Consider the following 25,792-nt stretch of genomic DNA (forward strand, 5'->3'; position numbering starts at 1 on the left):
CATTGACTCCGGATAGCTGAGTGGGGGCGCATATGGCGCTTGCCGTGCGGGGGGCTCAACGGCTCTGGCACAGCGCGGCGAAGCGTTCGTAGGTGAGTGCCTTGTTCACGGGGGGCAGATCGTAGTTGACCGAACAGCTATTGCCTTCCCAGCGCACGTCCAGCCGCCCCTTGTCCTGGCTGCCGAACACCAGCAGGCGCGAGCGGTGGTCGACGATGCCCAGACTCTTGCCTTCTTCGTCAAAAGCCTGGGCGCCGAAGGGCACCTTCTTGCCGGTGTCCAGGCTCAGCTCGAACTGCAGGCGGCGGCCGGTTACCGCGGCAAAGCGGCCTTTGACCACGGCGCCACGGGTGGGCACGACCCTCTGGGCGTTTTCGGTGATATCGGTGCTGGTATCCAGGGTGGTGGTGTCCAGGTTCAGCCAGTTGTAGCGGTAGGGTTGGACATAGGGCACCACGGCGTAGCCCCGGCTGTCGGTGCGGATGGCGCCATGGCTGTCGAGGCCGATGCCGCTGGTGTCTGGTACCTCCACCAGGGCGAAGGTTTCGCCTACCGACTGGCCGAAGGTGACGCCGCCGCTGTGCAGCACTACCGAGCCGCTTGCGCCCAGGTCCGTGTGCTTGCTGTCCCGCGTGAGGCTGTAGTTGGCGCTGAGCGAGGCCCTGGCCGTGTCCCAGCCCAGGCCGAAGCTGCCTGAACCTTTATTGTCCTTGCTGTAGCCGGCCTGGGCGGAATAGTTGACCGTGTTCTTGTCGTCCAGGAAGCCGGATACGCCGCTCTGCAGGCTGGAGTCGCCATGGCGCGAAGAGACGGCGTTGCTAGAGGCACGATGCGAGTTACCCTGGCCCAGGGGGAAGCTCACGGATGCGGTGAACTGGGTATCGGACTGCCCCATGGAGCCTGCCTCCTGGGTGCGCGAGACGGCCAGGCTGTAGCTGGCGGTGCGGACGCTGTCGCTGTAGCCGAGCTGCCAGCGGCGGGTATTGCCTTGGCGGTTCCAATAGTTGGTTTCGCCCGCGCTGACGAATAGCGAGCCGCGCGCCTGGAGCGACTGGTTGATGGTCAGGTCGAAGCGGCTCTTCTGCCGGCCGACGCGCTCGCCGCTCACGTAGTCCATGTCCTCCACGTGCTGGCTGAGGGTGCGGTAGCCATCGGTGGAGTAGCGGTAGCCGACCATGGTGAAGGTGGTGTCGGTGGCGCTGACTGTCTTCGAATAGAGGAAACGCGCGCTCTGACCCTGTTTTCGCCCGCCGCGCTGGGGTTTCGACTGGCTGTTGGTGACGTCGAATGACAGCCCGCCGTAGCCCGAGTTGATGCCTATGCCCAGGTTCACCGCGTTGTACTTCTGCGTCGCGAGCAGGCCGCCGTAACCGGTGAGGTTATCGGTGGCGCCATAGACCGCCGTGCCCTGGGTGAAGCTGGGTGAGGACTGCCCTTCGGTATGGTACTCACCCGCCGCCACGCTGTAGCGCAGGCTGCCCTTGCGGGTCATCACCGGCAGGTAGGAGTAGGACTGGCTATAGGTTCTTTCCCGCCCGTCGGCCTCGATGATCTTGATCTGGAGATCGCCGTTGGAGCCGTTGGGGTAGATGTCGGTGATCTCGAAGGCGCCCGGCGAAACGCTGGTGGAGTACACCACATAGCCGTTCTGGCTCACTTCGACCGTGGCATTGGTCTCGGCGATGCCATGCACCACCGGCGCGTAGCCGATCTCGTTGTCGGGCAGCATGCCGATGTCGGATTTGAGCTGGATGCCGCGCATGCGCACGCTGTCGAAGATGTCGCCATGGGTGTACAGCTCGCCGAGCGACAGGGTGCCTTTCAACTGGCGGATATCGCGTTCGAGGAAGTTGCGGTCGCTCCTGAGCTTGTTGCGCATGCCGGTGCCGCCGCGCAGGGACGCCTCGTTGCGCAAGCGCCAGCCGAGCAGGTTCAGACCGTTGCGCAGGCCGACGTAGCGGTAGTCGCTGGTCTGGCCCGGGTTGCTGTTGCGGCTGAAGTTGGCCTGGTAGTTGGTGAAGAGCGCGGTGATGCCGTCGTCCCAGAGGGACGGATCGACATAACCCCGCGAATGCCGCTGTACGTAGGCGTGCGGCATGCTAATCAGCAGGGCCAGTTCGTTGACCTCGAACTCCACCGATGCGCCCGGAACGAGCGCTGCGATATCCAGTGGCGTGCTGTCGTCTGTATCGGCCGGAATTAGGTTCTCCCGCATCAGCCGTGCCACGTCCACGCCCAACTCTTTGAGCAGGCCGGCCCGAATCACCGGGCGAACGTCGGCGTTCCCGGGGTTGGCGCTGAAGTTGATGCTCTGACGGCGGAATATCGACTGATTCAGGTAGACGTCGACGTCGTACGAGCCCGGGCGTACCGTGCTGCCCTGTTCGAAGTACTTGAGTTCGACAGGGGCGTCACGGCCCTGGAGAAAGTCGGGGTTGAATTCTACCGCCGGGGAAGTGCTGGGCAGCGCCAAGCTCAGGGCCATGAAACAGGGCGCCCCGGAATAAGGTGAAATCTTCAAGTTGGGCCTTTTCCGGGAAATGGACACGAGTTTGTTCCTCTGGATAACTTCCATGCGTCGACTGGAGATAAGCTTTCAGTGTTTTAGGCGAGGCTGATTGATCTCGATTCAGGGGGGCGATCAATTGCTCATGGCGCTGGAGTATTTATCGAGGCCGCCGAAGTCGTTCACGATCTGGAATTCTATGTTCATGTCGTTGATTGAAGTGACTCCGGTCAATTCCTTGATATCGAACTGGCTACTCGATCTTGGTCTGACCATGTCCACTGATATGTCATAGGACTTGCTGCCGTTCTTTAACTTCGCATCAGCGAGGGATACATGGAATGCCGAGTTATTGATCACTTCCATCCTGGGTTTTCCGCCTTGCTGGATAAGGCGCCATTTCAGCTCCATAGGGGCATCCGCGGCGGCTCCCGGCAGGCCGGCCGGCCGGTAGAAAACCTTGATGCGCTGGCGCAGGGCAATTTGCAGGGTGTTGTCGTTCGCCGATTTCTGCGGGATTTCCTGGACGCTTAGTCGGAACACAGACTCTCGGTCCGTTGGCAGGCCCTGACCCTGGAAAAGGATGCGCAAGCTCTGTTGCCTGTTGGCACCCAGTCGGCTGAGGTTGGGTGTAATGGCGAACGGCAAGTCCTGGGAGTCATCGGGGCCTTCAATTTCCATCCAGGACTGGATCATGACGTCTTCCGGTGCCTGGTTTCTCACCAGTATCGAAGTCTCCTTCGCGGGTGCCTGCAGCACGACCCGGGTGCCGCTCAATGTGATACCTGCGTTGGCCAGGCCGGAAGACAGCAACAGCAGGCCGGCCCAGAGGGTTCTGGAAGTCAGTCGTTTCACGTTGATCTCGCATCTGGAAGCGAGGGGTGTGGAAGCACCCCACCGCTTGTGGCTGGACTTACTTGTAAGTCAGGGTGAACGGCAGGGTGCCGTTGGCGCTACCGGGTGTGGGTGCGGCGGCGCTGGATTTCACGTAGGCCGCGCGCATGGACAGTGAGGCTTTGTACTTGACCGGAGCGCTGCCGCTCGCGACCAGGGGGGCATCGATGGTGTCGTTGGCGGAAAGGTTCAGCAGTTTGCCGTCGTCGTTATAGAGACCGATGCCGACGCCAGTGGCGCTACCGGTGGTTTTCAGCAGGTTGAGATTCTTGGCGTCGATGCCAGAGCCGGATTTCGCGTCGAGACGCAGCATGACGGTGGTCAGGCCGCTGCCGGTGCTGCCGCAATCCAGCTCCAGGTTGATATCGGTACCGGCAGTGACGCCGCCGCCGGCACTGCCGCCCAGGGAATCGATAGGCACCTTGCCGAGGTCGACGTTGACGAGCTGGTTACCCTTGCCGCCACCGCCGACGCTGGTGCCGGGGCCGCCGGTGATAGCGCAGGAAGCGGAGGTGAGTTGGCCGGTGAAGTTGATGGTTCCGTCCGCAGCGACTGCGGAGTTGAGCAGGAGGCCGGTTACGGCCGTGGCAAGCATGCCTTTAATTGGAATAGACAAAATAGCGCTTCCTTAATTCTGGTTGAGGCGACTCGTGATCGTGCTCTTTAAGAGCCTCGCAAAGTTTAAGGAAGTAAAAAGATGCATCAATAAGCTCAATTCCGGCCGTCTTGGCGAATTGACCTTTTGTACTTGTAGGTTTTTTCTTGAAGGGGTCTCAGGGAGCTTGTGTATTGGTTGATTGCTATTGGTGTTCAGTGGAAGGGGTTAATTACTAATGCTTGTATGTGGATTCTGACAGTTTTTTCTGATTAATGTTAATAAGTGTTTCGGGTTGTTTGTTTCAATAGAGGTGGCCAATCGCACAAGTGGTATTTCATCTGGACTTGGGAAGCCACGTCATTAGTCGGCCATCTCTAGTGCGGGCCACGCCGGTGAGAGCGAAGCCAAACCCAGATGCTTGGCCAGGCTGGCTCCCCGGCAGCCCTTCTCCTGATGGGAGAGGGGGCCAAGGTCCACCAACGGCGGGGCCCGCTTCCCCTCCCGCTGGCAGAGGAAGCGGCATGAGCCGAGCACCCCTCAGCGCACGACGTGCAGGAAGTGCAGGTGCTTCTCGTACTGGTCGAGCAAGTCGCCGATCACTTCCTCTCGGCTCCAGCCCATTACGTCGTAGTCCTGCCCGCCCTCACGCAGGTACACCTCGGCGCGGAAGTACTTGCGTGCGTCAGTGCCTTCGTCGTTGCCATCACGGCCCGCGAAGCGCGGTAGCGGCAGGGCGCGGGGGCGGACCTCGTAGCTGAAATCGACTTCGCTGCCGTGGCCGACATTCAACTTGCAGCGCCCGTCATGACCGTTCTGTATGTCCACGTCGTAGCCCTGCTTGCGCAGCTCCTCGGACACATCCTGGCAGGCGGGTCGTACGACTTCCTCGATGAATCGGGTGACATGGGTGCGGCGCGGGAACATCAGGATGTTGCGCAGGCGCCGTTGCCAGCCGCCTTGTTGGCGATGGGGTGGGCGCGAGAGGTTGAGGGCCTGGTAGCGAATGCCACGCTTGGTGGCATCCAGGCGCAGCGCCTTGAGCAGGCCCCAGGTCGCCGCCAGCAGCACCACGGCGAAGGGCAGGGCGCTGGCGATGGTCGCGGTCTGCAGGGCCTTCAGGCCATCGGCAACCAGCAATGCCATGGCCACGACACCCATCAGGATCGACCAGAACAGGCGCTGCCAGAGCGGCGTTACCTCCCGGCCGCCCGAAGCCAGCATGTCGACCACCAGGGCGCCAGAGTCGGCGGAGGTGACGAAGAACACCACCACCATCAACACCGCCACCACGGAGAGCAGGCTGGAGAACGGGAACTGCTGGAGGAAGGCGAAGAGCGCCAGCGAACTGTCCTGGGCCACGGTGTCCGCGAGGCTGCCAACACCCTCGTGCAGCACCATGTGGATTGCCGAGTCGCCGAACACGGTCATCCATAGCAGGGTGAAGCCGGCCGGCACGAACAATACGCCGCAGACGAACTGGCGGATGGTGCGCCCGCGGGAAATGCGGGCAATGAACAGGCCGACGAAGGGCGACCAGGACAGCCACCAGCCCCAGTAGAGCAGGGTCCAGCCGCCGATCCAGTCGCTGGATTCATAGGCGTAGAGATTGAAGGTCTTGCTGACGATCTCGGACAGGTAGCCGCCGGTGTTCTGGATGAACGTCTTGAACAGGAACACGGTGGGGCCCAGCAACAGCACCACGACCAGCAGGATGACCGCGAGTACCAGGTTGAGCTCGGAGAGGATCTTGATGCCTCTGTTCAGGCCGCTGGCCACTGACAGCGTCGTCAGGGCACAGGTGCCGGCGATCAGCCCCAACTGCACCGGCACGCTCACGGGCAGGCCGAACAGCTGGTTCAGGCCGCTGTTGATCTGCAGCACGCCATAGCCGAGCGACGTGGCCACGCCGAATACGGTGCCGATGATGGCGAAGATATCCACAGCGTGGCCGATAGGCCCGTAGATGCGCTCGCCAATCAGCGGGTAGAGCGCCGAGCGCAGCGTCAGGGGCAGGTCATGGCGGAAGCAGAAGAACGCCAGGATCAGCGCGACGATCGCGTAGATCGCCCAGGCATGCAGGCCCCAGTGGAAGAAGGTCAGCTTCATGGCCTCCCTGGCGGCGGCCACGGTGTTGGGGTCGCCTACCGGCGGGTTGGCGTAGTGCATCAGCGGTTCGGCGACGCCGAAGAACATCAGGCCGATGCCCATGCCGGCGGAGAACAGCATGGCGAACCAGGTGCCGTTGCGGTATTCGGGCTGGCTATGGTCGGGCCCGAGCTTGATGTCCCCCAAGCGGCTGACGGCCAGGAAGACGACGGTAATGAGGATCAGGGCGACCGTCAGGACATAGAACCAGCTGGCGTTGACGATGATCCAGTCCTGGATGTGGATGAACAGCGCTTGCGCCTGATCGCGGGCGAGGGTGCTGTAGAGCACCAGGGCGATGATGAGGATGGCCGAACCGAAAAAGACCGGCGGATTGAGGGTGGATTGCGAAGACGAACGTGCCTCCATTGAGCTAGCTCTCCTTTTAATCGGATGGCCGCCAAGGGCGGAAGGCGCGCAATTCTAGCAATTTCGATAGAAAAAGTCTTTCGCTGGCTAAGTTGCAATAGTTTCTATTGCTTCATGTCATGGTTTCCGGGCGGTACTGCAGGGCTTCGCCGAGGTGATGGCGGGCTATGGTTTCGGCCTGCTCCAGATCGGCTAGGGTGCGAGCCACCTTGAGGATGCGATGGGCTGCACGCAGGGAGAGATTGAGGCGTTCGCAGGCTGCTTCCAGCCAGGCGCGGTCTTCGCTTTCCAGGGCGCAATGCTGGCGCAGGCCCTTGAGGTCGAGGAAGGCGTTGGCGCACCCCTGGCGTCGGAGTTGCACGCGGCGTGATTGCGCCACCGTCGCGGCAACTTCCGCGCTGCCGGGCCCCGTGCTTGTCGGTGGCTCCAGGGCGGTTGCTTCGCGGGCAACTGTCAGGTGCAGGTCGATCCGGTCAAGTAGCGGGCCGGACAACTTGGCGCGGTAGCGCTGGATCTGCTCCGGGGTACAGCGGCATCGCCCGGCCGGGTCGCCGAGATATCCACAGGGGCAGGGGTTCATTGCCGCGACCAGTTGGAAGCGCGCTGGAAAACGCAGCTTGTCATGGGCGCGGGCGATGACGATCTCACCGCTTTCCAGGGGCTCTCGCAGGACCTCCAGCACCTTGCGCTCGAACTCCGGCAGTTCATCGAGGAACAGCACGCCCTGATGCGCCAGGGTGATTTCGCCCGGCTTCGGCCGACTACCACCACCTACCAGCGCGGCACCGGAGGCGCTGTGATGGGGCTGGCGGAAGGGGCGTTGCGGCCAGCTCGTCAGCGGTGCATGGCTGGCAACCGAGTGGATGGCCGCCACTTCCAGGGCCTCATGCTCTTCCAGCGGTGGCAGCAGACCAGGCAGGCGACTGGCCAGCAAGGTCTTGCCGGTGCCGGGCGGCCCGCAAAGCAACAGGTTGTGCGACCCAGCCGCAGCGACCAGGAGGGCGCGCTTTGCTGCGACCTGGCCCTGGACTTCGGCGAGGTCGGGGTAGGGCGGGCGCTCGTCCATCAGGCCCTGGGCCTGGTAGAAGGGCAGTGGGGTATGGCCGGCAAAGTGCGCGGTCAGCTCCAGCAAGTGCGAGGCGGCCAGCACCTTGAGACCGCCGGCCAGGCTGGCTTCTTCGGCATTATCCCGTGGCACCACCAGGGTCCGCCCGGCGGCGCGAGCGGCGAGCGCGGCGGGGAGTACACCCTGCACAGATCGCAGCGAGCCGGAAAGCGCCAGTTCACCCAGGCATTCCACCTCATCCAGGGCACCGGCCGGCAATTGGCCGCTGGCCGCGAGCACGCCAAGGGCAATGGCGAGGTCGAAGCGGCCGCCATCTTTCGGCAGATCTGCCGGAGCGAGGTTGAGGGTGATGCGTCGGGGAGGGAAATCGAACCCGCTGTTCTGGATCGCGCTGCGGACGCGGTCCTTGCTTTCCTTCACGGCGGTTTCCGGAAGGCCAACCAGGGCCAGGGACGGCAGGCCGTTGGCGAGGTGCGCTTCGACGGTCACGGCAGGGGCTTCGACGCCAACCTGCGCGCGACTGTGGACGATGGCCAGGGACATTGATCACTCCTTGATCGGTCCGCCGGGCCGGAGTGGGATCACTCCGCCGACGGCGGGTTCAGCTTGGCATCCAGTTCCGCGACCTTGGCTTCCAGGGCCTCCAGGCGCGCGCGGGTGCGGGCGAGTACCACCATCTGGCTGTCGAATTCGTCGCGGGTGACCAGGTCGAGTTTGCCGAAGGCGCTCTGGAGCAGGACCTTGAACTGGGCCTCGATTTCGGCACGGGGCAACGGGCTGTCGCTGCTGAACAGGCGCGAGGCAGTGGCGGCGAGGGTATCGAGCAGGGCTTTGGGCGGCAGCATGGCGGTATCCGTAAGTGAATGAGCGGGAGTCTATCACGGTGCTCTCTGGGGCCGTGCCGGCAGTGCCCGGTGCCCAATTATTGAGCAATGGGCTGGAGCGCTGCGCACTGCTTTGGTGCGATGCGCGCGCGATCGGGCCTTCTGAAATGCGGCATCCGGCCAGTATCTGATTGAAAACAGGCACTTTGTCTGGAGCTGGCAAGAATTCTGCTTGGAGCTGAACGACGCATGCACCGATGCAGTTCCGGTGCACCGGGCGAGGCGGGGGAGTGTTTCGCCAGAAGCGGTTGGTTTGTGTCGGAGTGCCGAGCCAGGGCGGGCCGACGCGTTACAAAAGCCAGACACTGCGCTTAGACTTGAGCCGGGTTCGCGTTTTTCCTGGGGCAAGTCAACCAAAACACGGGAGAGAGTTTCATGAAGCTAGTCACCGCCATCATCAAGCCTTTCAAGCTCGACGACGTGCGTGAGTCGTTGTCCGAGATCGGCGTGCAGGGCATCACTGTCACCGAGGTCAAGGGCTTCGGGCGGCAAAAGGGCCACACCGAGCTTTATCGTGGCGCCGAGTACGTTGTCGATTTCCTGCCGAAGGTGAAGATCGATGTGGCCATCGCCGACGATCAGCTCGATCGCGTGATCGAGGCCATTACCAAGGCAGCCAACACCGGCAAGATCGGTGACGGCAAGATCTTCGTCGTCAATCTGGAACAGGCCATCCGTATCCGTACCGGCGAAACCGGCACAGACGCGATCTAAGCCGCCGAACCCCAACGCCCCAGGAGAAAACAACATGACTCTGCGTAAAGCCGCAGGGCTAGGAGCCCTTTTGTCCCTCGTTACCCCCGGCCTGGCCATGGCCGCCGACGAGGTCGTGCTGAACAGTGGTGACACGGCGTGGATGATCGTCGCTACTGCGCTGGTGCTGTTCATGACCATCCCCGGCCTGGCGCTGTTCTATGGCGGCATGGTTCGCTCCAAGAACGTTCTGTCGGTGATGATGCAGTGCTTCGCCATCACCGGCCTGATCAGCATCCTCTGGGTGGTCTACGGCTACAGCCTGGCCTTCGACACTACCGGCATGGAACAGGGGGTGATCAACTTCAACTCCTTCGTGGGCGGCCTGTCCAAGGCGTTCCTCAGCGGCCTGAACACCAGCAGCCTGGTGTACGCGATTCCTGAGAGCGTGTTCATCACCTTCCAGATGACCTTTGCCATCATCACCCCGGCCCTGATCGTGGGTGCCTTTGCCGAGCGCATGAAGTTCTCCGCCATGCTGATCTTCATGGCTGTCTGGTTCACCCTGGTCTATGCCCCGATCGCCCACATGGTGTGGAGCGGCAACGGCGGCCTGATGTGGGACTGGGGCGTGCTGGACTTCGCCGGTGGCACCGTGGTGCACATCAACGCCGGTGTCGCAGGTCTTGTAGCCTGCCTGGTACTGGGCAAGCGCAAAGGCTACCCGACTACTCCGATGGCTCCGCACAACCTGGGCTATACCCTGCTCGGCGCCGCCATGCTCTGGGTGGGCTGGTTCGGTTTCAACGCTGGTTCCGCGGTTGCGGCCAATGGCACGGCTGGCATGGCCATGCTGGTTACCCAGATCGCCACTGCCGCCGCCGCCCTGGGCTGGATGTTCGCCGAGTGGCTGACCCACGGTAAGCCGAGCGCACTGGGTATCGCTTCCGGTGTGGTCGCCGGTCTGGTTGCCATTACTCCGGCCGCTGGCACCGTCGGCCCGATGGGCGCCTTGATCATCGGTCTGGTTGCCGGCGTGGTCTGCTACTTCTGCGCTACCAGCCTGAAGCGCAAGCTGGGCTACGACGACTCCCTGGACGCTTTCGGTGTGCACGGCATCGGCGGTATCGTTGGCGCACTGCTGACTGGCGTGTTCGCGGCACCGGCCCTGGGTGGTTTCGGCACCGTGGAAAACATCGGCGCCCAGCTGCTCATCCAGTTCGAGGGTGTGGCCTTCACCGTCGTCTACACCGGTATCGTGACCTTCGTGATCCTGAAAGTGCTGGACGTGGTCATGGGCCTGCGTGTCAACGAAGAGGAAGAGACCGTCGGCCTCGACCTGGCTCAGCACAACGAGCGCGGCTACAACCTCTGATCCGATCGATTTCCCCGTTCGGCGGTTGCCGGCGGGGTCGTCGACAGGAAAGCCAAAAAGGGCGCCGCAAGGCGCCCTTTGTTTTTTTTTCGGCCGCGCTAGAATGCCCGCCGTACGAGCCGCAACAGGTATTTGCGCATGTGGCAGCAGACCCTGATCACCTTGCATCCGAGGCCGCGTGGTTTCCATCTGATTACCGAGGAAATCCTGGCGGCGTTGCCGGAACTGAGGCGCTACCGATTGGGTCTGTTGCACCTCTGGCTGCAACATACTTCGGCTTCCCTGACGGTGAACGAGAATGCCGACCCCGCGGTAAGGCGGGATTTCGAGCGATTCTTCAATCGCCTGGTGCCGCAGGGCGAAAGCGGCTATGAACATGACTATGAAGGGCCGGACGACTTGCCCGCGCATTTCAAGGGCAGTCTCCTCGGCTGTCAGCTGAGTTTGCCGGTCCGAGACGGGCAACTGGCGATGGGCACCTGGCAAGGTGTCTACCTGGGTGAGCACCGCGACCAGGGCGGCGTGCGCCGGGTGTTGGCGACCTTGCATGGCGAGGCGTCCTGAATTTTTTCCGGCAGCGTTAGAAAGCTGGCGCAGCTGGGCTATAACTAACCTGCTTTGGCAAGGCATGAGGTAGAACATGAGCGACGAAGAACTGGAACAAGACGAGCTGGAAGCGGCCGACGAGGACGACGGCGAAGAGCTGGCTGCAGCCGATGATGGTGAAAGCGACGACGATGGCGAGGCCCCTGCCCCCTCCGGGAAGAAGGCGAAGGCTGCGGTCGAAGTCGAAGAGTTGCCCAGCATCGAAGCCAAGCAGAAAGAGCGCGATGCCCTGGCCAGGGCTATGGAAGAATTCCTGGCCCGTGGTGGCAAGGTGCAGGAGGTCGAACCCAATGTGGTTGCCGACCCGCCGAAGAAGCCGGACAGCAAGTACGGCAGCCGCCCCATTTGAGGCTGGCACCCGTCGAAAGAGCCCGCTATTGGCGGGCTTTTTCATGGAGGCGGGAAAGTCTGTGCGAACTCAGGCTCTGCCCATCGTTCGGGGCTGCCGATGCCGTAGGTTGGTATAGAGCGGAGCGAAGCCCAACGATTCCCGGTCGGGCTGCGCGCATGGCGCACCCTGTGAGTCGCTTAGTGCCACTTCGCCCAGCGCGCCAGCACGCCAGGCAATTCTCCCAGGCTGGAAATCTCGGCATCCGGCAGCCTTTCGCCCGTCCAGTCCTTGCCCTGCGGGTTGAACCAGATGGCACGCAGGCCGGCGCGGCGGGCGCCTTCGATATCGTCGGCCGGATGGTCGCCGATGTGCACGGCTTCCCCAGCGCTGACACCGCCGCGCTTGAGCGCTTCGAGGAAGGGCATCGGGTCGGGTTTGCCGATGCCCAGCTCTTCGGCGCAAAGGGCGAACTTGAAATAGTCGGCCAGACCCAGGCGGCGGACGTCGGCATTGCCGTTGGTGATGACGCCCAGGCTGTAGCGAATGGCCAGGCGTTCCAAGGTGGGCACGGTGTCCGGGAAGAAGGTGATGCGGTGACGGGCGTGGAGCATGGCCTGGAAAGCGCCTTCGGCCAGGTCGACGGCATCGTCGGCGGAATAACCGACACCTTCCAGTGCGCGGCGCAGGGTACGGCGGCGCAATTCGCTAAGGCGGTACTTCAGACTGGGCTCTGCGGCCAGGACCTCGCCACGAATGGCCCACAGGTGTTCTACCGGCAGGGTGCCCAGGGCCGGGGTGTGTTCCATCAACCAGTCGCGCATGGCGGTTTCGGCGCCCTCGATCACCGGGCGGTTATCCCAGAGGGTGTCGTCCAGGTCGAAGGTGATCAACTGGATACTCATTCGTCGGCTCCCCGTCGCTTCGCCCTCGGATGGGCCTGGTCGTAGACCGAGGCCAGGTGCTGGAAGTCCAGGTGGGTATAGATCTGGGTGGTGGAGATGTCGGCGTGGCCGAGCAACTCCTGTACTGCCCGCAAGTCTTGGGATGACTCCAGCATATGGCTGGCGAAGGAATGGCGCAGCATGTGCGGATGCAAATGCTGGCCCAGTTCACGAACCCCTGCCTGGCGCACCCTCAGCTGGATGGCGCGCGGTGTCAGGCGCCGCCCCTGTTGGCTGATGAACACTGCGCCGTCACCGGGATTGGCCGCAGCGCGCAGGGGTAGCCATTCCTCCAGCGCCTCTCGCGCCTTGCTGCCCACGGGCAGTTCACGGGTCTTGTTGCCCTTGCCGCGTACCCGAACGAGGCCCGCAGAGAGATCGAGCCCTTCGAGGTCAAGGCCTACCAGTTCGGACAGGCGCAAGCCCGAGGAGTAGAAGAGCTCCAGCATGGCCTGGTCGCGGCGGGCGATGAAATCGTCTTCCACGCCGCCGTCCAGCAGCTGCTGGGCACGGTCGGCGTCCAGTGCGCGGGGAAGACGACGAGCGCCCTTGGGCGCGGCGAGGCCGTTGGCCGGATCGTGACGGCAGCGGCCTTCGCGGATCAGGTACTGATAGAGGCCACGCACGGCCGAGAGCAGGCGCGCCAGGCTACGGCTGGACAGTCCATCCTGATGCAGTCGGGCGACGAAGCTGCGCAGGCTGCGGACATCCAGGTCATTCCAGTTGGCAATGCCGTACTTTTCGCAGAGCGCACGCACCTTGAGCAGGTCGCGGTGGTAGCCGTCCAGTGTGTGGGCCGACACCTGACGCTCGCTGCGCAGGTGGTTCAGGTAGGCGTCCAGGTCGGCATTCATGGGGCTTCCTTGGAATGCGCGGCGGTGGTCTATCTCACCGAGCGCAGGGGGGATGCGAAGCGCGGTAGTACCCGGGCCAGCACTTCGGCGACATAACCGAGGAACAGGGTGCCGAGGGAGCTCTTGTAGTGCTGCGGATCGGGACTGCCGATGGCAAGCACGCCGTGCAGGCCCTGGTGGGTCAGGCTGACCACGGCGGCGGAGCCCACCTGGTCACGTTCTTCGGTGCCGAACAGGAACTCCAGTTCATGGCTGCGCAGCACGCCGCAGATGGTCTTGCCGCCGGCCAGCAGGCCGCCGATGCTCTGGTGGGCTTCGGCGGTGGTGACACTGCGGCCCACCGGCAAGGTGATCTCGCTGAACAGGATGAGGCTGACGAAGGGCACCTGGAACTCGTGGCGCAAGCTGTCTTCCACAGCGCCGACCACTTCCTCGAGGCTGGAGGCGTCGAGCAGGTCGAGCACCAGTCGACGGGTCTTGTCGAACAGTCGGTCGTTCTCCCGGGCCACATCCATCAGCTGCGACAGGCGATGGCGCATCTCGATGTTGCGCTCACGCAGCAGTTTCACCTGGCGCTCCACCAGGGATACGGCGTCGCCTGGCTGGTGGGGGATGCGCATCTCGGGAATCAGTTCCTCGTGCTGGACGAAGAACTCCGGATGGAGGCGCAGGTAAGCTGCCACCGTTTCGGAATCGAGGTGCTGCGGCTGGTCCTGGTGCTGGTCGGTCATAGGCGAACCTGTCCTTCGAATACTCGGACGGCGGGTCCGGTCATCATAACGGGGTGCCCCGGACCGGCCCACTCGATCAAGAGCCTGCCCCCCGGCAATTCGAGTTGTACCGGGGAGTCCATCCAGCCCTGACGGATCGCGGCCACTGCGGCGGCGCAGGCGCCGGTGCCACAGGCCTGGGTTTCCCCGGCACCGCGCTCCCAGACGCGCAGCTTCGCCTGCTTGCGGTCGACGATCTGCAGGAAGCCTACATTCACCCGCTGCGGGAAGCGTGGATGGTGCTCCAGCTTCGGCCCGAGGCTGTGCACCGGGGCAGTGGCGACGTCGTCGACGCGTAGCACTGCATGGGGGTTGCCCATGGAGATGGCTGCCAGCTCGACGGTCTGGCCGTCCACGTCAACCGGGTAGGTCAGCGCTTCGCTATCGGCGACGAAAGGAATCTGCTGCGGGACCAGGCGCGGTGGCCCCATGTCCACGGTGACCTGACCGTCTGGACGTACATCGAGCTCGATGATGCCGCCCTTGGTTTCCACGCGAATGCGCTTCTTGACTGTCAGGCGCTTGTCGATGACGAAGCGGGCAAAGCAGCGCGCACCGTTGCCGCACTGTTCCACCTCCGATCCGTCGGAGTTGAAGATGCGGTAGCGGAAATCGACGTCCGGATTGGTCGGAGCCTCGACGATCAGCAGTTGGTCGAAACCGACTCCAGTGTTGCGGTCGCCCCACTGCTTGGCGTGCTTGGGCTGGATGTGGGCGTGCTGGCTGACCAGGTCGAGGACCATGAAGTCGTTGCCGAGGCCGTGCATCTTGGTGAAGCGCAATAACATGGATGCGCCCTCACTGCGGCAGCAGGCTTTCGCCGGCATAAAGGTCTTCAATAGTCTCGCGGCGACGCACCTCGAAGGCTTGCTCGCCATCCACCAACACCTCGGCGGCGCGGCCGCGGGTGTTGTAGTTGGAGCTCATCACGAAACCGTAGGCGCCAGCGGAGCGAATCGCCAGCAGGTCACCTTCGGCCAGCACCAGGCTGCGCTCGCGGGCGAGGAAATCGCCGGTTTCGCAGATCGGGCCGACCAGGTCGAATGTGCGCTCGGTACCGGCATGGGGTTGCACCGGCACCACATCCATCCAGGCCTCGTAGAGGGCCGGGCGGATCAGGTCGTTCATGGCCGCGTCGATCACCGCGAAATCCTTGTGTTCTGTGAGCTTGAGGTATTCCACCTGGGTCAGCAGCACGCCTGCATTGGCGACAATGGAGCGTCCGGGCTCGAACAGCAGCTCCAGGTTGCGCCCCTTGATGCGCTGGCGCACGGCCTGAATGTATTCGCCGGGTAGCGGTGGCTGCTCATCGCGGTAGCGCACGCCGAGGCCGCCACCGAGGTCCAGGTGGCGAATGGCGATGCCGCGTTCGTTCAGACGGTCGATCAGGTCCAGGAGGCGGTCGAGGGCGTCGAGGAAGGGTTCCAGGCTGGTGAGCTGGGAACCGATATGGCAGTCGACGCCGATCACAGCGATGTTGGAGAGGCTGGCGGCCTGTACATAGACAGCCTCGGCTTCATCTATGGAGATGCCGAACTTGTTTTCCTTCAGGCCCGTGGCGATGTACGGGTGAGTACCCGCATCCACATCGGGATTGACCCGCAGCGATACCGGCGCCTTCATTTCCATGGCTGCGGCCACGTGCTGCAGGCGTTCCAGTTCGTTGCGCGATTCGACGTTGAAACAGTGCACGCCCACTTCCAGGGCGCGGCGCATGTCGTCGCGGCTCTTGCCGACGCCGGAAAAGACGATGCGCTCGGGAGCGCCGCCGGCAGCCAGCACGCGCTCCAGTTCACCGCTGGAAACGATGTCGAAGCCCGCGCCGAGACGCGCCAGCAGGTTCAGTACACCGAGATTGGAGTTGGCCTTGACCGCGTAGCAGACCATGCCGGACGAGCCGGACAGGGCGTCGGCATAAGCCTTGTAGCCGGCCTCGATCGCAGCGCGGGAATAGACATAGGTGGGCGTGCCGAAGCGAGCGGCGATATCGGACAGCGCTACGCCTTCCGCGAACAGCTCCCCGTCGCGGTACGTGAAAGCGTCCATGACAGCTCCCCCGATCAGCGGATGTACACGTCTTTCTGGTGTTCCTTCGCTGCTTTCTCGTCGTCAGGCATGTAAAGCGGGCCTTTCTGGCCACAGCCGGCCAGCAGACAGGCAACGGCGAGCAGGGCGACGAAGGGGGCGTGGAGTCGCTTCATGACGGAGTCCTTGCAGAAAACGTGAATTGTTCCGGAGTATACCGACCCCCCGCCGCCTTGCCTATTCGGTGAAATTCCCGTCTGGCGTGGCCTGCGGGCCTATGCGGCGTTAGCATTGGCGACTGAAAAAGGAGCTCTCATGGACAACGCCGCATCCCTGGCCGGCTCGGTCTCGGTCGCCTATCTGCAGGGACTGGTGGAGCGTATCGAACAGTTCGGCGTGACCCCTGCCGAGTTGCTTGGCCACGTCCAACTGACACCCGCGATACTTTCCCAGCGTGATCAGCGCATCGCGGCCAGCGCCTACCTGGAGTTGCTCGGGCATGCGGCGCGACTTTCCGGCGACCCGCACCTTGGCTTGCACCTGGGCGAGGCTGTTCGCCCTGGCCACTACGGCGTGCTCGGCTTTTTGCTGATGAGCTGCGCCACCCTGGCCGATGCCCTGCATCGCCAGGCGCGTTACGCCGCTCTGGTGGGCAACCTGGGCCGCGTCGAGCTGGCCGACGAGCCGCCTCGTGAGGGGCTGGAGCCCCTGGTGGCGCATAGCTGGGAGTCCATCCTGCCGCAGCAGCGCGCGCTGCTGGCTGAAGAAACCCTGTCCGGTTGGGTGACCTTCGGTCGCTGGATAACCGGACTGGACATTCCACCAACCGAGGTGCGCTTCCAGCACCCTGCGCCAGCGGAAACCACCGAGCACCAAAGGATCTTTCGCTGTCCGGTACTGTTCGGCCAGGCAGACAATGCCTTGATCTTCCCCAAGCGGCTGTTGGCTACACCACTTGGCCAGGCCGATGCCGAGGTGCGCCGGCTGTTCGACGGTTACGCCGAACGCCTGCTGAATGAACTGCGCCAGGGCCACAGCGTTCTGGACCGGGCTCGTGAGCTGCTGGCCGCGCAGTTGTCTGGCGAAGGGCCGGACCTGGAGCGCCTGGCCGACGAGCTGGCATTGAGTCCCCGCACGCTGCAGCGCCGATTGCGTGAGGCCGGGTTATCCTTCAGTCAGTTGGTGGATGAGACACGCCAGCAACTGGTGCTGCACTACCTGCGTGATCCGACCCTGGAGCTGGCCGATATCGCCTTCCTGGTCGGCTTCAGTGAACCCGGCTCCCTCGGCCGCGCCTTCCGACGCTGGACCGGACAGAGCCTTGGCGAGTACCGTCGCCCCCCATCCCCCAATGCCCTGAGGTAAACCCTGATGAGTTTGAGCGAAGCCCGATTCCACGACCTGGTCGATGAAGCCCAGGAGCGCGTGGAAGACGTGTTCGATGACAGCGACCTGGACCTGGATCTGGAAAACAGCGCCGGTGTGCTTACCGTGCGTTTCGAGAATGGCAGCCAGGTGATCCTCAGCCGCCAGGAGCCGCTGCGTCAGCTCTGGGTGGCGGCGCGTTCGGGGGGCTTCCACTTCGACTATGACCAGGCCAGCGGACGCTGGATCTGCGATAGCAGCGACGAGCCGCTGGGCGAGCTGCTCAACCGCGTGACCCGCGAGCAGGCGGGCGAAGACCTTGAGTTCGACGAACTCTGACAGCGCGCCCCCGGCACGCTACCCGTCGCCCTGCATCCGGCATTGCTGCCTGGACGATGCTGACGTGTGCGTAGGCTGTGGCCGAACCCTGGCGGAAATCTGCGAGTGGGGCGCGGCGAATGATCAGCGCCGGCGCGAAATCTGCAGCGCCGCCCAGCAGCGAAAGCGGCCGCTGCCCGGGTGACCGGGTGGTCTTGCCAATCGCAGGTGCGCTGACGTACTGTCGGGCTTCGGGCAATTTTGTCCGGGAAGACAGAATCTGAAACCCCGCCTTCGGGCGGGGTTTCGCTTTTCTTGCACACTGAATAAGGAGTCGCGCGTTCGCCATGAACACCCACCCGCCCATCACCATTACCCGTCTCGACCTGCAACGCCTGGAGCGCCTGCTCGACAGCCTGGAGGAATTCGGCCCCGCCGCCGAGGCGCTGGAGAGCGAGCTGGCTCGCGCCCAGGTGGTTGGCCATGAGGAAGTTCCGCCGGGCGTCGTCACCATGAACTCACGCGTGCATTGCCGCGAAGAAAGCAGTGGCAAGGACTACCACCTGACCCTGGTTTACCCGGAAGACGCGGGTGGCGAAGGCAAGGTATCCATCCTCGCTCCGGTGGGCAGCGCGCTGCTCGGCCTGTCGGTTGGCCAACACATCGATTGGCCGGTGCCCGGCGGCAAGACCCTCAAGCTGACTCTGCTGGACGTCGAGTACCAGCCGGAAGCAGCGGGCGAATACGCTCGCTGATTCATTCTTCGCAGTCCTGTCGGATTGAGTAGCTGTAGGGGCGAATGAATTCGCCCCTACAAGACCAGTCTCCAGCTGGGTCTGCGCGTTGGGCTTCGTGGCCTCAGCCACAACCTACGGCAGGACTTCGTCCCGCATCGCGAAAGAACTCGCTTCTACAGGGCGATGGGCCGGCCGGCGTGCCGGCTCAACCGTCCCGCAGCGCCCGGTTCAGCCTTTCTTCCAGCTCCACCTTGTAACGCAGGTAGTGCACCGTTTGCGCCTGGCCCTTGCCGGGGATGCGCGACAGGTCAAGGTCGGTGATGTAACAGGGATAGCGCTCAGGCTCGCGGCGCTGGGCGAGGATGTGCCGGGCCACGGCTGCGAACAGGCCTGAGCCGTACTCCAGCTCGGAGAATTCGCGGTGGTTGCAATAGAGCGTCACGTGCACCAGGCCCTGCTCGGCCGGTTCAACGATCGCCTGCACGTCATAGAAGGGGTGGCTGACCGCGGCTGAAGGCGCGGCGCGGCGCTCCAGGTGCCGGCCCTGGCGCACCACTTCGTAATAGAATATTTCCGGCGCCAGTGTTGGCACCGGGCTATCCAGCGGCAGCAGGGCATTGCGCCGGTAGAGCAGCGATTGCAGGAAACGATGCAGCGGTGTCAGCAGGCTCTGCTCGTCGCGGAACGGCAGACGCTGACGCCAGAGCGCGTTGTGTTCATCCAGCAGGCTGATCTCGGCACTGTCGCCATCCTGGCCATAGAACACCTGAATGCAGTTCGGCCTGCCCAGGGGCAGGATGACGGCCAGGTCCTGTTCCTCCAGGGCATGGCGGTCGAGTTGTAGCGGGCTGTATTGCGGCAGGTCCCGGCCCAGGTGATCGATCAGGGCTGGCAGATCGGCCAGGCTGGCGTGGCTGACTTCTCCCGGCTCCAGTTGCAATACGTGGTAGCGCTGCTGAACCTGCAGCAGGAATCGGGGCACGCCGGCTGTTCCGAGCAGTTCCTGAGCGTCGTCGAAAAGTTCCTGTACTCGTTGGCTGATGGCCTGGGCGCGATTGCGGCAGAAGCTGCGTACCTTCAGACCTGGGCGGATTCCACTGGCCGGCAGGCTGTTGAGGAAATCGCGCAAACAGGCGAGCAGGGCGTCGGGGCCCTCGTAGCGGCTGACCAGCATCTCGTTCCAACTGTTCAGGGTCACCTGGTCGATGGTTACCACCAGGTTCTCGCGCACGCCTGAATAGCCCAGGGCGTCGGTGCGCTCGGTGGTCATGTGGAGGTTCTTCTGGCTGTGCTGTTTCAGCGGATCGAGCCCGACGTTCACCAGCAGCATCACCTCGGCGGGAACACCAGCGCGCAGCAATGCACTTTCGTCCACCTGTCCCTGAGGCTGGGGGAACGTCTGCTGCAAGCTGGTCAGCAGATTCGACAGTTCGTGCTCGGTCAGGTCGCTACTGCCCGGGTGCAGGGACAGGCGCGTGCCGGAGTCGATCACACCGTTACGATGGCACCAGGCAAGCAGGGGCATCAGCTCGCGGCTGCGTTTCAGTGGGGCAAAATCCTGCCACTCAAGGGCGTTCAGGCTGCCGGAGTAGAGCGCCCACTGGGTTTCACCCTCGGCTTCCGGGCTGGGCACCTGGACCAGGGTCAGGGTGTCTTCGGCGATGTCCGGGGCGATCCCAGGGTTGATGAATTCGATCTTGCCGGCCTTGCGCTCGAAGGCGGCATACAGACGCCGGCCGAGTACGCCCAGGTCGCGGCTGCTGAGGGTGCCGATGGCCTGTTCACTACGGGCGAACTGGGACAGGAAGCGGTAGCTGTAGGTCAGTTCGTTGACCAGTGCGCGGCGCTCGGCCAGCACCTGGCGGACCTTCCATTGGCTGCGGCTGTCCAGCATCGCCAATTGCCGATGCTGCCAGTGCCATTCGGCGGTCAGGCGTTCCAGCAGCATGCGTTGCCAGCTTTTGCTCCGGTTGCGTGGCGGCCGACTGAGCTTCTTGTTCACCTTCAGGTAGAGGCAGCGGCGAATCAGCTCCAGGCGTTCGGTTTCGTTGCGCCCACGCAGGTATTCCTCGAGCCGGCGATAAACCACCATGTAGGGGTCGAGTTCGTCCAGGTCCAGCCGGTTGGCATAGACCGCCTCCTTGAATCGCAGGGACAGGCAGGCCACCTGCGGATGTTCGCTGGCGTAGACCTCGGTGAGCAGCAGTTTGAGTACCGATTTGTAGGGTGATTCGATGCCCTTGAACAGTTGCCACATGCTGGCGCCGATGAATTCGCCCGGCGGGATGTGCGCCAGATGGCCGAGATCGAGTACTTCCTCTGCACGGATGAAGCGTTTGGACAGCAGGGTGCGGGTGTACTCGGCGTATCGCGCCTCCTCATAGACCGGTACCAGCCACCAGAGCGGGGTGCGCCCGGCGAGCCAGATGGCGGTACGGTAGAACTCGTCCAGCAGCAGGTAGTGCTGGGTGGTGCCACAGTCGTCGGAGGTCAACCGGGCTTCGCGATCGCCCTGGGTGAAGCGTGCCGGGTCGATCAGGAAGAAGTGCGCTTCGGCGCCCTGGCTGGCCGCCCACTCTTCCAGCGCGCTGCACTTGCGTTGCAGTTCCGCGATGGCGCCGGCGTCAAGCTCCGGTGTGTGGCAGACCCAGATGTCCATGTCGCTTTGCTCGGCCTGGGCGATGGTGCCCAGGCTGCCCATCAGGAACAGGCCGTGGATGGGCGTGGGTTGCGGCCCTCGGCGCGCCTTGTAGGCGAAGGAGCGCGTCAGCCGCTGGGCTTCGGCCAGCAGGTCGTCATCGGGCTCATAGGCGGCGACGCCCGCCGGTGCGGTGCCGGACACGTAGCCGGGGAGAAGCGGGTGGTTCACGTGGAACAGCAGCGGCAAGAGCTTCAGGACCAGCTGCTGGCGTGTGGACAACGCCTGCATGGCTCGAGCAAGGCGGCCGTCGTTGACCTTGAGGAAGCGGGCGCGCAGTTGCGCGAGGACCTTGCGGTCGATGCCGTCGTCGATGTCCGGGCGGATTTCCTGGGTACGCGTCATGCTCTGCTCATGTCCCGATGCTGGCGGCCTGGCCGGCAACCTTCGCTGCCGGCAGGCGTCCGCATTGTATCGCCCGCAATGTTGCCGACTTGAGCGGCAACGACGTCAGGCGTGCTGAGGCAGGAGAATGGTGCGCAGTGCCTGGACGTGTTCAGCGGCATCCAGGCCGAGGCTGGTCAGATAGCCGCCGTCGGGCTGGGTGATCAGGCCTTTCTCGTGAAGTCGCATGACTGCGGCCTGAGCTTTGGGGTTGGCGTTGTTGTGGACTTTCAGTCCTTCCTGGGTGTTGTCCAGGTTGAACAGGGCCAGCAGTTCGAATTCCGCGATGAGCTCGGGGGTGAAGACCATGGTCGCTCCTTGTTCTTGTTGTACCGCAAAGGCCGGCGATGTCCGGCCGGAATCTGGAGTCTGTGGAGTGTAGGTGAGGTCAGGCCTGATCTTCGGGCAGGTCTGGCAGTGCCCGCAAGGCCCTTTCGTACCAATCGGTGTCGAAAGGACGGTCGGCCGCGAGCATGGCGTCGATCTCGTAGGCCAGGACCAGGGCCATCAGCTGGAGGATTTCCTCGCGCTCGTAACCCACCAAGGTCAGCTTGTTGAGGGTGGCGCGGGCGGCGGGCGGTTCGCCGGCCTCGATCTGGTTCTCGATGGCCTGGATCAGGGTGGCCTCGGCGAAGGCCTCTTCACCGTCATCAATGTCGTCGGTCATGGCGATGTCCTGTCAGCGACAGCCGGGCGGAACGGGAAGTGCCGCCCGGCAGAGTGGGTCAGCGGCTGGCCAGCAGATCCTTGCCGCGCTGCACGGCGGCACGCACCTGGTTCGGCGCGGTGCCACCGATGTGGTCACGGGCGTTGACCGAGCCTTCCAGGGTCAGCACGGCGAAGACATCGTCGCCGATCTGGTCGCTGAACTTGCGCAGTTCGTCGAGGCTCATCTCGGCCAGGTCCTTGCCGCTGTCCACGCCGTACTTCACGGCGTGACCGACGATCTCGTGGCAGTCACGGAAGGGCAGCCCCTTGCGTACCAGGTAGTCGGCGAGGTCGGTGGCGGTGGAGAAGCCGCGGCGGGCTGCTTCGCGCATGATCTCGCGCTTGGGCTTGATGGCCGGGACCATGTCGGCGAAGGCACGCAGGCTGTCGCGCAGGGTGTCGGCGGCGTCGAACAGCGGCTCCTTGTCTTCCTGGTTGTCCTTGTTGTAGGCCAGCGGTTGGCCTTTCATCAGGGTCAGCAGGCCGGTGAGGGCGCCGAACACTCGACCGGACTTGCCGCGTACAAGCTCGGGCACGTCGGGGTTCTTCTTCTGCGGCATGATCGAGGAGCCGGTGCAGAAGCGGTCGGGCAGGTCGATGAACTGGAACTGGGCGCTGGTCCAGAGCACCAGTTCTTCGGAAAAGCGCGACAGGTGCATCATCGCCAGGGAGGCCGCGGCGCAGAATTCGATGGCGAAGTCACGGTCGGACACGCCGTCCAGGGAGTTGCCGCCAACGGCATCGAAGCCGAGCAGCTGGCAGGTGATCTCGCGCTGGATCGGGTAGGTGGTGCCGGCCAGGGCGGCCGAGCCCAGCGGCATGCGGTTGACCCGCTTGCGGCAGTCCACCAGGCGCTCGTAGTCGCGGCTGAGCATTTCGAACCAGGCCAGCAGATGGTGGCCGAATGTCACGGGCTGGGCGGTTTGCAGGTGGGTGAAGCCGGGCATGATGGTGCCGGCTTCGGCTTCGGCCAGACCGAGCAGGCCCTGCTGCAGGCGGGTGACTTCGCCTAGGATGGTGTCGATCTCGTCGCGTAGCCACAGGCGGATGTCGGTGGCGACCTGGTCGTTGCGACTGCGGCCGGTGTGCAGTTTCTTGCCGGTGACACCGATGCGATCGGTCAGGCGCGCTTCGATGTTCATGTGCACGTCTTCCAGGTCCACGCGCCAGTCGAAACTGCCGGCTTCGATTTCGCCCTGGATCTGCTTCAGGCCGTCGATGATGGCATCGCGTTCCGCCTCGCTCAGCACGCCGACCTGTGCCAGCATCGTGGCATGGGCGATCGAGCCCATGATGTCGTGGCGATACAGGCGCTTGTCGAAGTCTACGGATGCGGTGAATCGGGCGACGAAGGCGTCTACGGGCTCGCTGAAGCGGCCACCCCAGGACTGGTTGGTCTTGTCGGTGCTCATGGGTTCACTCGGTGAGGAAGGTGAAAGAAAGCCGATGGGCCGGAAAATACCGTCGATAATAACAGTGTTGCCGGAAAAACCGGCGCGGCCTGTCCGGTCGGGGGCTGGGCAGTTTGCTGTGGTCTTCACGGACGTGCCGTGGGTTTGATGGTTCAGTACAGGCTTTTGCCCGGCGACTCAGCCCCGTCGCCTGCCGGGCTATTGGGGATATGTCCGGGATGCCGAAGCGCCTGAAAAAGAAAGCGCGTTCCAAAACTGCCAACGACGACTTTTTCCTGCCGGAGCTCTGCCTGCCCGAGGCTTTACTCGGCCTGGTGCTGCTGGCCGAACTGCTGGTGCTGGTGTTGGTGCTGGCCGAGCCCATGCTGCCCAGCTTCAACTGGGTGCGCCTCGCCCTGACGTCCCTCTTCGTGCAATGGATCGTCCTGCTTTCCGCGGCCCTGCTGTGTCAGTTGCGGCCTCTGCTCGCGCGTCTGCGGGCGGCGCTGGCCGGCGGCATATGCTGCGCCCTGGTGGTAGGGCTGACGCTCGCCGGGACGACGGTGGCCGACTACTTCGACCTCGGTGGGCCGCTGCCTCGCAGTGGTGAGGTCAATCTTTACCTGCGCCATGGGCTGATCAGCCTGATCATGTCGGCGCTGTTGCTGCGCTATTTCTACCTGCAGAGCCAGTGGCGCAAGCAGCAGCAGGCCGAGCTCAAGGCACGCATCGAGTCCCTGCAGGCACGCATCCGCCCGCACTTTCTGTTCAACAGCCTGAACAGCATCGCCAGCCTCGTGGTGATCGATCCGGACAAGGCCGAGCAGGCTGTGCTCGACCTTTCCGACTTGTTTCGTGCCAGCCTGGCCAAGCCTGGGACCCTGGTCGACTGGGGCGAGGAATTGGAGCTTGCGAAACGATATCTATCGATCGAGCAATATCGTCTCGGAGAACGACTACAGTTGGATTGGCAGGTGGATGAAGTACCGGACGATCTGCCCATCCCCCAGTTGACGCTGCAGCCTTTGCTGGAGAACGCCCTGATCCATGGCATCCAGCCGCGCATCGAAGGGGGAGTGGTACGAATCGAAGCGGATTATCGCGACGGCATGTTCCGCCTCTGCGTGAGCAACCCTTACGAAGAGGTACAGGGGCAGTCGCCATCACGTGGCACCCAGCAGGCTCTACGCAATATCGACGCGCGCCTGACGGCACTTTTCGGGCCGCGGGCAAGTCTCAGCGTGGAGCGCCGTGACGGCCGCCACTTCACCTGTCTACGCTATCCTTGTGCGAGACTCACGCAGGAAGCCCGTGCGATATGAATGTCCTGATCGTCGACGATGAACCCCTTGCCCGCGAGCGCCTCAGCCGCCTGGTAGGCGACCTCGAGGGATACCGTGTCCTGGAGCCTGCCGCCAGCAATGGCGAGGAGGCGCTCACGCTGATCGACAGCCTCAAGCCGGATGTCGTTCTGCTCGACATTCGCATGCCTGGCCTGGATGGGCTGCAAGTGGCCGCCAAGCTCTGCGAGCGCGAGGCGCCACCGGCGGTGATCTTCTGCACGGCCCACGACGAATTCGCCCTCGAGGCCTTCCAGGTCAGTGCCGTTGGCTACCTGGTCAAGCCCGTGCGCTCGGAGTCGCTGGCCGAGGCGCTGAAGAAGGCTGAACGACCGAACCGTGTACAACTCGCTGCGCTGACCCGTCCTGCCGCGGTCAGCGGGAGCGGTCCCCGAAGTCACATCAGCGCGCGAACCAGGAAAGGAATCGAGCTGATCCCCCTGGACCAGGTGATCTTCTTCATCGCCGACCACAAGTACGTGACGCTGCGCCACGAGCACGGCGAAGTGCTGCTGGACGAGCCGTTGAAGGCACTGGAAGACGAGTTCGGTGATCGTTTCGTGCGTATCCACCGCAATGCCCTGGTGGCGCGCGAACGGATCGAGCGATTGCAACGCACGCCGCTGGGGCACTTCCAGCTCTACCTCAAAGGCATGAACGGGGAGGCCCTGACGGTCAGCCGTCGCCACGTCGCGGGCGTGCGCAAGCTGATGAACAATCTTTAACGGCCGGTCGTCCCGCGAGCGCTCGTTCGCTACGTTTGTTCGACAGTCCGTGTCGTTCCGCGACAACCG

Annotated in this window: 26 protein-coding genes; 10 read left to right on the top strand and 16 right to left on the bottom strand. The window is 63.6% G+C overall.

From position 1 onward, the window contains the following. Positions 1–55: 55 nt before the first annotated feature. The 6 genes from D6Z43_RS20870 to D6Z43_RS20895 form a co-directional block, all read right to left on the bottom strand. Positions 56–2,548 carry a fimbria/pilus outer membrane usher protein gene (locus D6Z43_RS20870; RefSeq protein ID WP_256660892.1) on the bottom strand — a complete coding sequence of 831 codons (2,493 nt, stop codon included), beginning with the start codon at positions 2,546–2,548 and terminating at the stop codon, positions 56–58. 93 nt (positions 2,549–2,641) lie between these two features. Beyond that, positions 2,642–3,352, bottom strand: coding sequence for a molecular chaperone (locus D6Z43_RS20875; RefSeq protein WP_371924426.1), 711 nt, complete (start codon positions 3,350–3,352; stop codon positions 2,642–2,644). Positions 3,353–3,419: 67 nt separating this feature from the next. Next, positions 3,420–4,016, bottom strand: a complete 597-nt coding sequence (locus D6Z43_RS20880) for a fimbrial protein (RefSeq protein ID WP_120653961.1) — start codon at positions 4,014–4,016, stop codon at positions 3,420–3,422. Between the two features lie 519 nt (positions 4,017–4,535). Further along, the gene (locus D6Z43_RS20885) at positions 4,536–6,512 is read right to left on the bottom strand and encodes a choline BCCT transporter BetT (protein WP_120653962.1); all 1,977 of its coding nucleotides are present in this window, start codon (positions 6,510–6,512) and stop codon (positions 4,536–4,538) included. A 112-nt stretch (positions 6,513–6,624) separates the two neighbouring features. Then, a complete protein-coding gene (locus D6Z43_RS20890; RefSeq protein ID WP_120653963.1) occupies positions 6,625–8,121 on the bottom strand; it encodes a YifB family Mg chelatase-like AAA ATPase in 1,497 nt (498 codons plus the stop codon). Positions 8,122–8,159: 38 nt separating this feature from the next. After that, complete coding sequence (locus D6Z43_RS20895) at positions 8,160–8,423, bottom strand: accessory factor UbiK family protein (RefSeq protein WP_120653964.1); 264 nt, start codon at positions 8,421–8,423, stop codon at positions 8,160–8,162. Positions 8,424–8,837: 414 nt separating this feature from the next. Here D6Z43_RS20895 and glnK point away from each other — a divergent pair, with 414 nt between their 5' ends. From glnK to sutA, 4 genes are all read left to right on the top strand, one after another. After that, on the top strand, positions 8,838–9,176 hold the full coding sequence (gene glnK, locus D6Z43_RS20900; protein ID WP_003457590.1) for a P-II family nitrogen regulator: 339 nt from the start codon (positions 8,838–8,840) through the stop codon (positions 9,174–9,176). Positions 9,177–9,210: 34 nt separating this feature from the next. After that, on the top strand, positions 9,211–10,530 hold the full coding sequence (locus D6Z43_RS20905) for an ammonium transporter (RefSeq protein ID WP_120653965.1): 1,320 nt from the start codon (positions 9,211–9,213) through the stop codon (positions 10,528–10,530). 138 nt (positions 10,531–10,668) lie between these two features. Continuing rightward, positions 10,669–11,094, top strand: coding sequence for a secondary thiamine-phosphate synthase enzyme YjbQ (locus tag D6Z43_RS20910; RefSeq protein ID WP_120653966.1), 426 nt, complete (start codon positions 10,669–10,671; stop codon positions 11,092–11,094). 76 nt (positions 11,095–11,170) lie between these two features. Next, complete coding sequence (gene sutA / locus D6Z43_RS20915; RefSeq protein WP_120653967.1) at positions 11,171–11,485, top strand: transcriptional regulator SutA; 315 nt, start codon at positions 11,171–11,173, stop codon at positions 11,483–11,485. Between the two features lie 179 nt (positions 11,486–11,664). Here the strand turns inward: sutA and D6Z43_RS20920 are convergent, their stop codons facing one another. Genes D6Z43_RS20920 through D6Z43_RS20945 form a run of 6 tightly spaced genes read right to left on the bottom strand, consistent with a single transcriptional unit; the run spans position 11,665 to position 16,233 of the window. Then, positions 11,665–12,369: an HAD family hydrolase gene (locus D6Z43_RS20920; RefSeq protein WP_120653968.1), complete on the bottom strand. Its 705-nt coding sequence runs from the start codon at positions 12,367–12,369 to the stop codon at positions 11,665–11,667. Further along, entirely contained in the window at positions 12,366–13,262 is an 897-nt protein-coding gene (xerC, locus tag D6Z43_RS20925) for a tyrosine recombinase XerC (protein ID WP_120653969.1), read from the bottom strand. Before xerC ends, D6Z43_RS20920 begins: the two co-directional genes overlap by 4 nt. A 29-nt stretch (positions 13,263–13,291) precedes the next feature. Further along, positions 13,292–13,993 (bottom strand): DUF484 family protein, encoded by a 702-nt coding sequence (locus D6Z43_RS20930; protein WP_120653970.1) that lies wholly within the window; start codon positions 13,991–13,993, stop codon positions 13,292–13,294. Then, positions 13,990–14,820: a diaminopimelate epimerase gene (gene dapF, locus D6Z43_RS20935; protein ID WP_120655323.1), complete on the bottom strand. Its 831-nt coding sequence runs from the start codon at positions 14,818–14,820 to the stop codon at positions 13,990–13,992. Before dapF ends, D6Z43_RS20930 begins: the two co-directional genes overlap by 4 nt. Before the next feature lie 10 nt (positions 14,821–14,830). Further along, positions 14,831–16,078 (bottom strand): diaminopimelate decarboxylase, encoded by a 1,248-nt coding sequence (gene lysA, locus D6Z43_RS20940; RefSeq protein WP_120653971.1) that lies wholly within the window; start codon positions 16,076–16,078, stop codon positions 14,831–14,833. Positions 16,079–16,092: 14 nt separating this feature from the next. Continuing rightward, complete coding sequence (locus D6Z43_RS20945) at positions 16,093–16,233, bottom strand: lipoprotein (RefSeq protein WP_003457568.1); 141 nt, start codon at positions 16,231–16,233, stop codon at positions 16,093–16,095. 139 nt (positions 16,234–16,372) lie between these two features. On the opposite strand from D6Z43_RS20945, the gene D6Z43_RS20950 reads away from it, so the two are divergent. The 4 genes from D6Z43_RS20950 to rnk all read left to right on the top strand — a co-directional run bounded on the left by D6Z43_RS20950 (position 16,373) and on the right by rnk (position 18,495). After that, positions 16,373–17,422 carry an AraC family transcriptional regulator gene (locus D6Z43_RS20950; protein WP_120653972.1) on the top strand — a complete coding sequence of 350 codons (1,050 nt, stop codon included), beginning with the start codon at positions 16,373–16,375 and terminating at the stop codon, positions 17,420–17,422. Between the two features lie 6 nt (positions 17,423–17,428). After that, positions 17,429–17,761: an iron donor protein CyaY gene (gene cyaY, locus D6Z43_RS20955; RefSeq protein WP_077525568.1), complete on the top strand. Its 333-nt coding sequence runs from the start codon at positions 17,429–17,431 to the stop codon at positions 17,759–17,761. Beyond that, positions 17,742–17,945 (top strand): DUF1289 domain-containing protein, encoded by a 204-nt coding sequence (locus tag D6Z43_RS20960; RefSeq protein ID WP_120653973.1) that lies wholly within the window; start codon positions 17,742–17,744, stop codon positions 17,943–17,945. Before cyaY ends, D6Z43_RS20960 begins: the two co-directional genes overlap by 20 nt. Positions 17,946–18,087: 142 nt before the next feature. After that, positions 18,088–18,495 (top strand): nucleoside diphosphate kinase regulator, encoded by a 408-nt coding sequence (gene rnk, locus D6Z43_RS20965; RefSeq protein ID WP_120653974.1) that lies wholly within the window; start codon positions 18,088–18,090, stop codon positions 18,493–18,495. A 187-nt stretch (positions 18,496–18,682) separates the two neighbouring features. Here rnk and D6Z43_RS20970 read toward each other — a convergent pair whose 3' ends face one another. The 4 genes from D6Z43_RS20970 to argH form a co-directional block, all read right to left on the bottom strand. Further along, positions 18,683–21,520 carry a class I adenylate cyclase gene (locus D6Z43_RS20970; RefSeq protein WP_120653975.1) on the bottom strand — a complete coding sequence of 946 codons (2,838 nt, stop codon included), beginning with the start codon at positions 21,518–21,520 and terminating at the stop codon, positions 18,683–18,685. 105 nt (positions 21,521–21,625) lie between these two features. After that, complete coding sequence (locus D6Z43_RS20975) at positions 21,626–21,868, bottom strand: TIGR02647 family protein (RefSeq protein ID WP_120653976.1); 243 nt, start codon at positions 21,866–21,868, stop codon at positions 21,626–21,628. A gap of 79 nt (positions 21,869–21,947) precedes the next feature. Next, positions 21,948–22,226, bottom strand: a complete 279-nt coding sequence (locus tag D6Z43_RS20980; RefSeq protein ID WP_120653977.1) for a hypothetical protein — start codon at positions 22,224–22,226, stop codon at positions 21,948–21,950. A 58-nt stretch (positions 22,227–22,284) separates the two neighbouring features. After that, positions 22,285–23,679, bottom strand: a complete 1,395-nt coding sequence (gene argH / locus D6Z43_RS20985; RefSeq protein ID WP_120653978.1) for an argininosuccinate lyase — start codon at positions 23,677–23,679, stop codon at positions 22,285–22,287. Between the two features lie 218 nt (positions 23,680–23,897). On the opposite strand from argH, the gene D6Z43_RS20990 reads away from it, so the two are divergent. Beyond that, positions 23,898–24,980 carry a sensor histidine kinase gene (locus tag D6Z43_RS20990; RefSeq protein WP_120653979.1) on the top strand — a complete coding sequence of 361 codons (1,083 nt, stop codon included), beginning with the start codon at positions 23,898–23,900 and terminating at the stop codon, positions 24,978–24,980. Next, positions 24,977–25,723 carry a LytTR family DNA-binding domain-containing protein gene (locus D6Z43_RS20995; protein ID WP_077525576.1) on the top strand — a complete coding sequence of 249 codons (747 nt, stop codon included), beginning with the start codon at positions 24,977–24,979 and terminating at the stop codon, positions 25,721–25,723. The genes D6Z43_RS20990 and D6Z43_RS20995 overlap by 4 nt, the downstream gene beginning before the upstream one ends. Positions 25,724–25,792: the final 69 nt, after the last annotated feature.

Source organism: Pseudomonas sp. DY-1 (assembly GCF_003626975.1).
Classification (GTDB): Bacteria; Pseudomonadota; Gammaproteobacteria; order Pseudomonadales; family Pseudomonadaceae; genus Metapseudomonas.

Bases quoted from the DNA above. Each gene is read 5' to 3' on its own strand.
- D6Z43_RS20885 (WP_120653962.1), bottom strand. From the start codon at position 6,512: ATGGAGGCACGTTCGTCTTCGCAATCCACCCTCAATCCGCCGGTCTTT.
- D6Z43_RS20890 (WP_120653963.1), bottom strand. From the start codon at position 8,121: ATGTCCCTGGCCATCGTCCACAGTCGCGCGCAGGTTGGCGTCGAAGCC.
- D6Z43_RS20895 (WP_120653964.1), bottom strand. From the start codon at position 8,423: ATGCTGCCGCCCAAAGCCCTGCTCGATACCCTCGCCGCCACTGCCTCG.
- glnK (WP_003457590.1), top strand. From the start codon at position 8,838: ATGAAGCTAGTCACCGCCATCATCAAGCCTTTCAAGCTCGACGACGTG.
- D6Z43_RS20905 (WP_120653965.1), top strand. From the start codon at position 9,211: ATGACTCTGCGTAAAGCCGCAGGGCTAGGAGCCCTTTTGTCCCTCGTT.
- D6Z43_RS20910 (WP_120653966.1), top strand. From the start codon at position 10,669: ATGTGGCAGCAGACCCTGATCACCTTGCATCCGAGGCCGCGTGGTTTC.
- sutA (WP_120653967.1), top strand. From the start codon at position 11,171: ATGAGCGACGAAGAACTGGAACAAGACGAGCTGGAAGCGGCCGACGAG.
- D6Z43_RS20920 (WP_120653968.1), bottom strand. From the start codon at position 12,369: ATGAGTATCCAGTTGATCACCTTCGACCTGGACGACACCCTCTGGGAT.
- xerC (WP_120653969.1), bottom strand. From the start codon at position 13,262: ATGAATGCCGACCTGGACGCCTACCTGAACCACCTGCGCAGCGAGCGT.
- D6Z43_RS20930 (WP_120653970.1), bottom strand. From the start codon at position 13,993: ATGACCGACCAGCACCAGGACCAGCCGCAGCACCTCGATTCCGAAACG.
- dapF (WP_120655323.1), bottom strand. From the start codon at position 14,820: ATGTTATTGCGCTTCACCAAGATGCACGGCCTCGGCAACGACTTCATG.
- lysA (WP_120653971.1), bottom strand. From the start codon at position 16,078: ATGGACGCTTTCACGTACCGCGACGGGGAGCTGTTCGCGGAAGGCGTA.
- D6Z43_RS20945 (WP_003457568.1), bottom strand. From the start codon at position 16,233: ATGAAGCGACTCCACGCCCCCTTCGTCGCCCTGCTCGCCGTTGCCTGT.
- D6Z43_RS20950 (WP_120653972.1), top strand. From the start codon at position 16,373: ATGGACAACGCCGCATCCCTGGCCGGCTCGGTCTCGGTCGCCTATCTG.
- cyaY (WP_077525568.1), top strand. From the start codon at position 17,429: ATGAGTTTGAGCGAAGCCCGATTCCACGACCTGGTCGATGAAGCCCAG.
- rnk (WP_120653974.1), top strand. From the start codon at position 18,088: ATGAACACCCACCCGCCCATCACCATTACCCGTCTCGACCTGCAACGC.
- D6Z43_RS20970 (WP_120653975.1), bottom strand. From the start codon at position 21,520: ATGACGCGTACCCAGGAAATCCGCCCGGACATCGACGACGGCATCGAC.
- D6Z43_RS20975 (WP_120653976.1), bottom strand. From the start codon at position 21,868: ATGGTCTTCACCCCCGAGCTCATCGCGGAATTCGAACTGCTGGCCCTG.
- D6Z43_RS20980 (WP_120653977.1), bottom strand. From the start codon at position 22,226: ATGACCGACGACATTGATGACGGTGAAGAGGCCTTCGCCGAGGCCACC.
- argH (WP_120653978.1), bottom strand. From the start codon at position 23,679: ATGAGCACCGACAAGACCAACCAGTCCTGGGGTGGCCGCTTCAGCGAG.
- D6Z43_RS20990 (WP_120653979.1), top strand. From the start codon at position 23,898: ATGCCGAAGCGCCTGAAAAAGAAAGCGCGTTCCAAAACTGCCAACGAC.
- D6Z43_RS20995 (WP_077525576.1), top strand. From the start codon at position 24,977: ATGAATGTCCTGATCGTCGACGATGAACCCCTTGCCCGCGAGCGCCTC.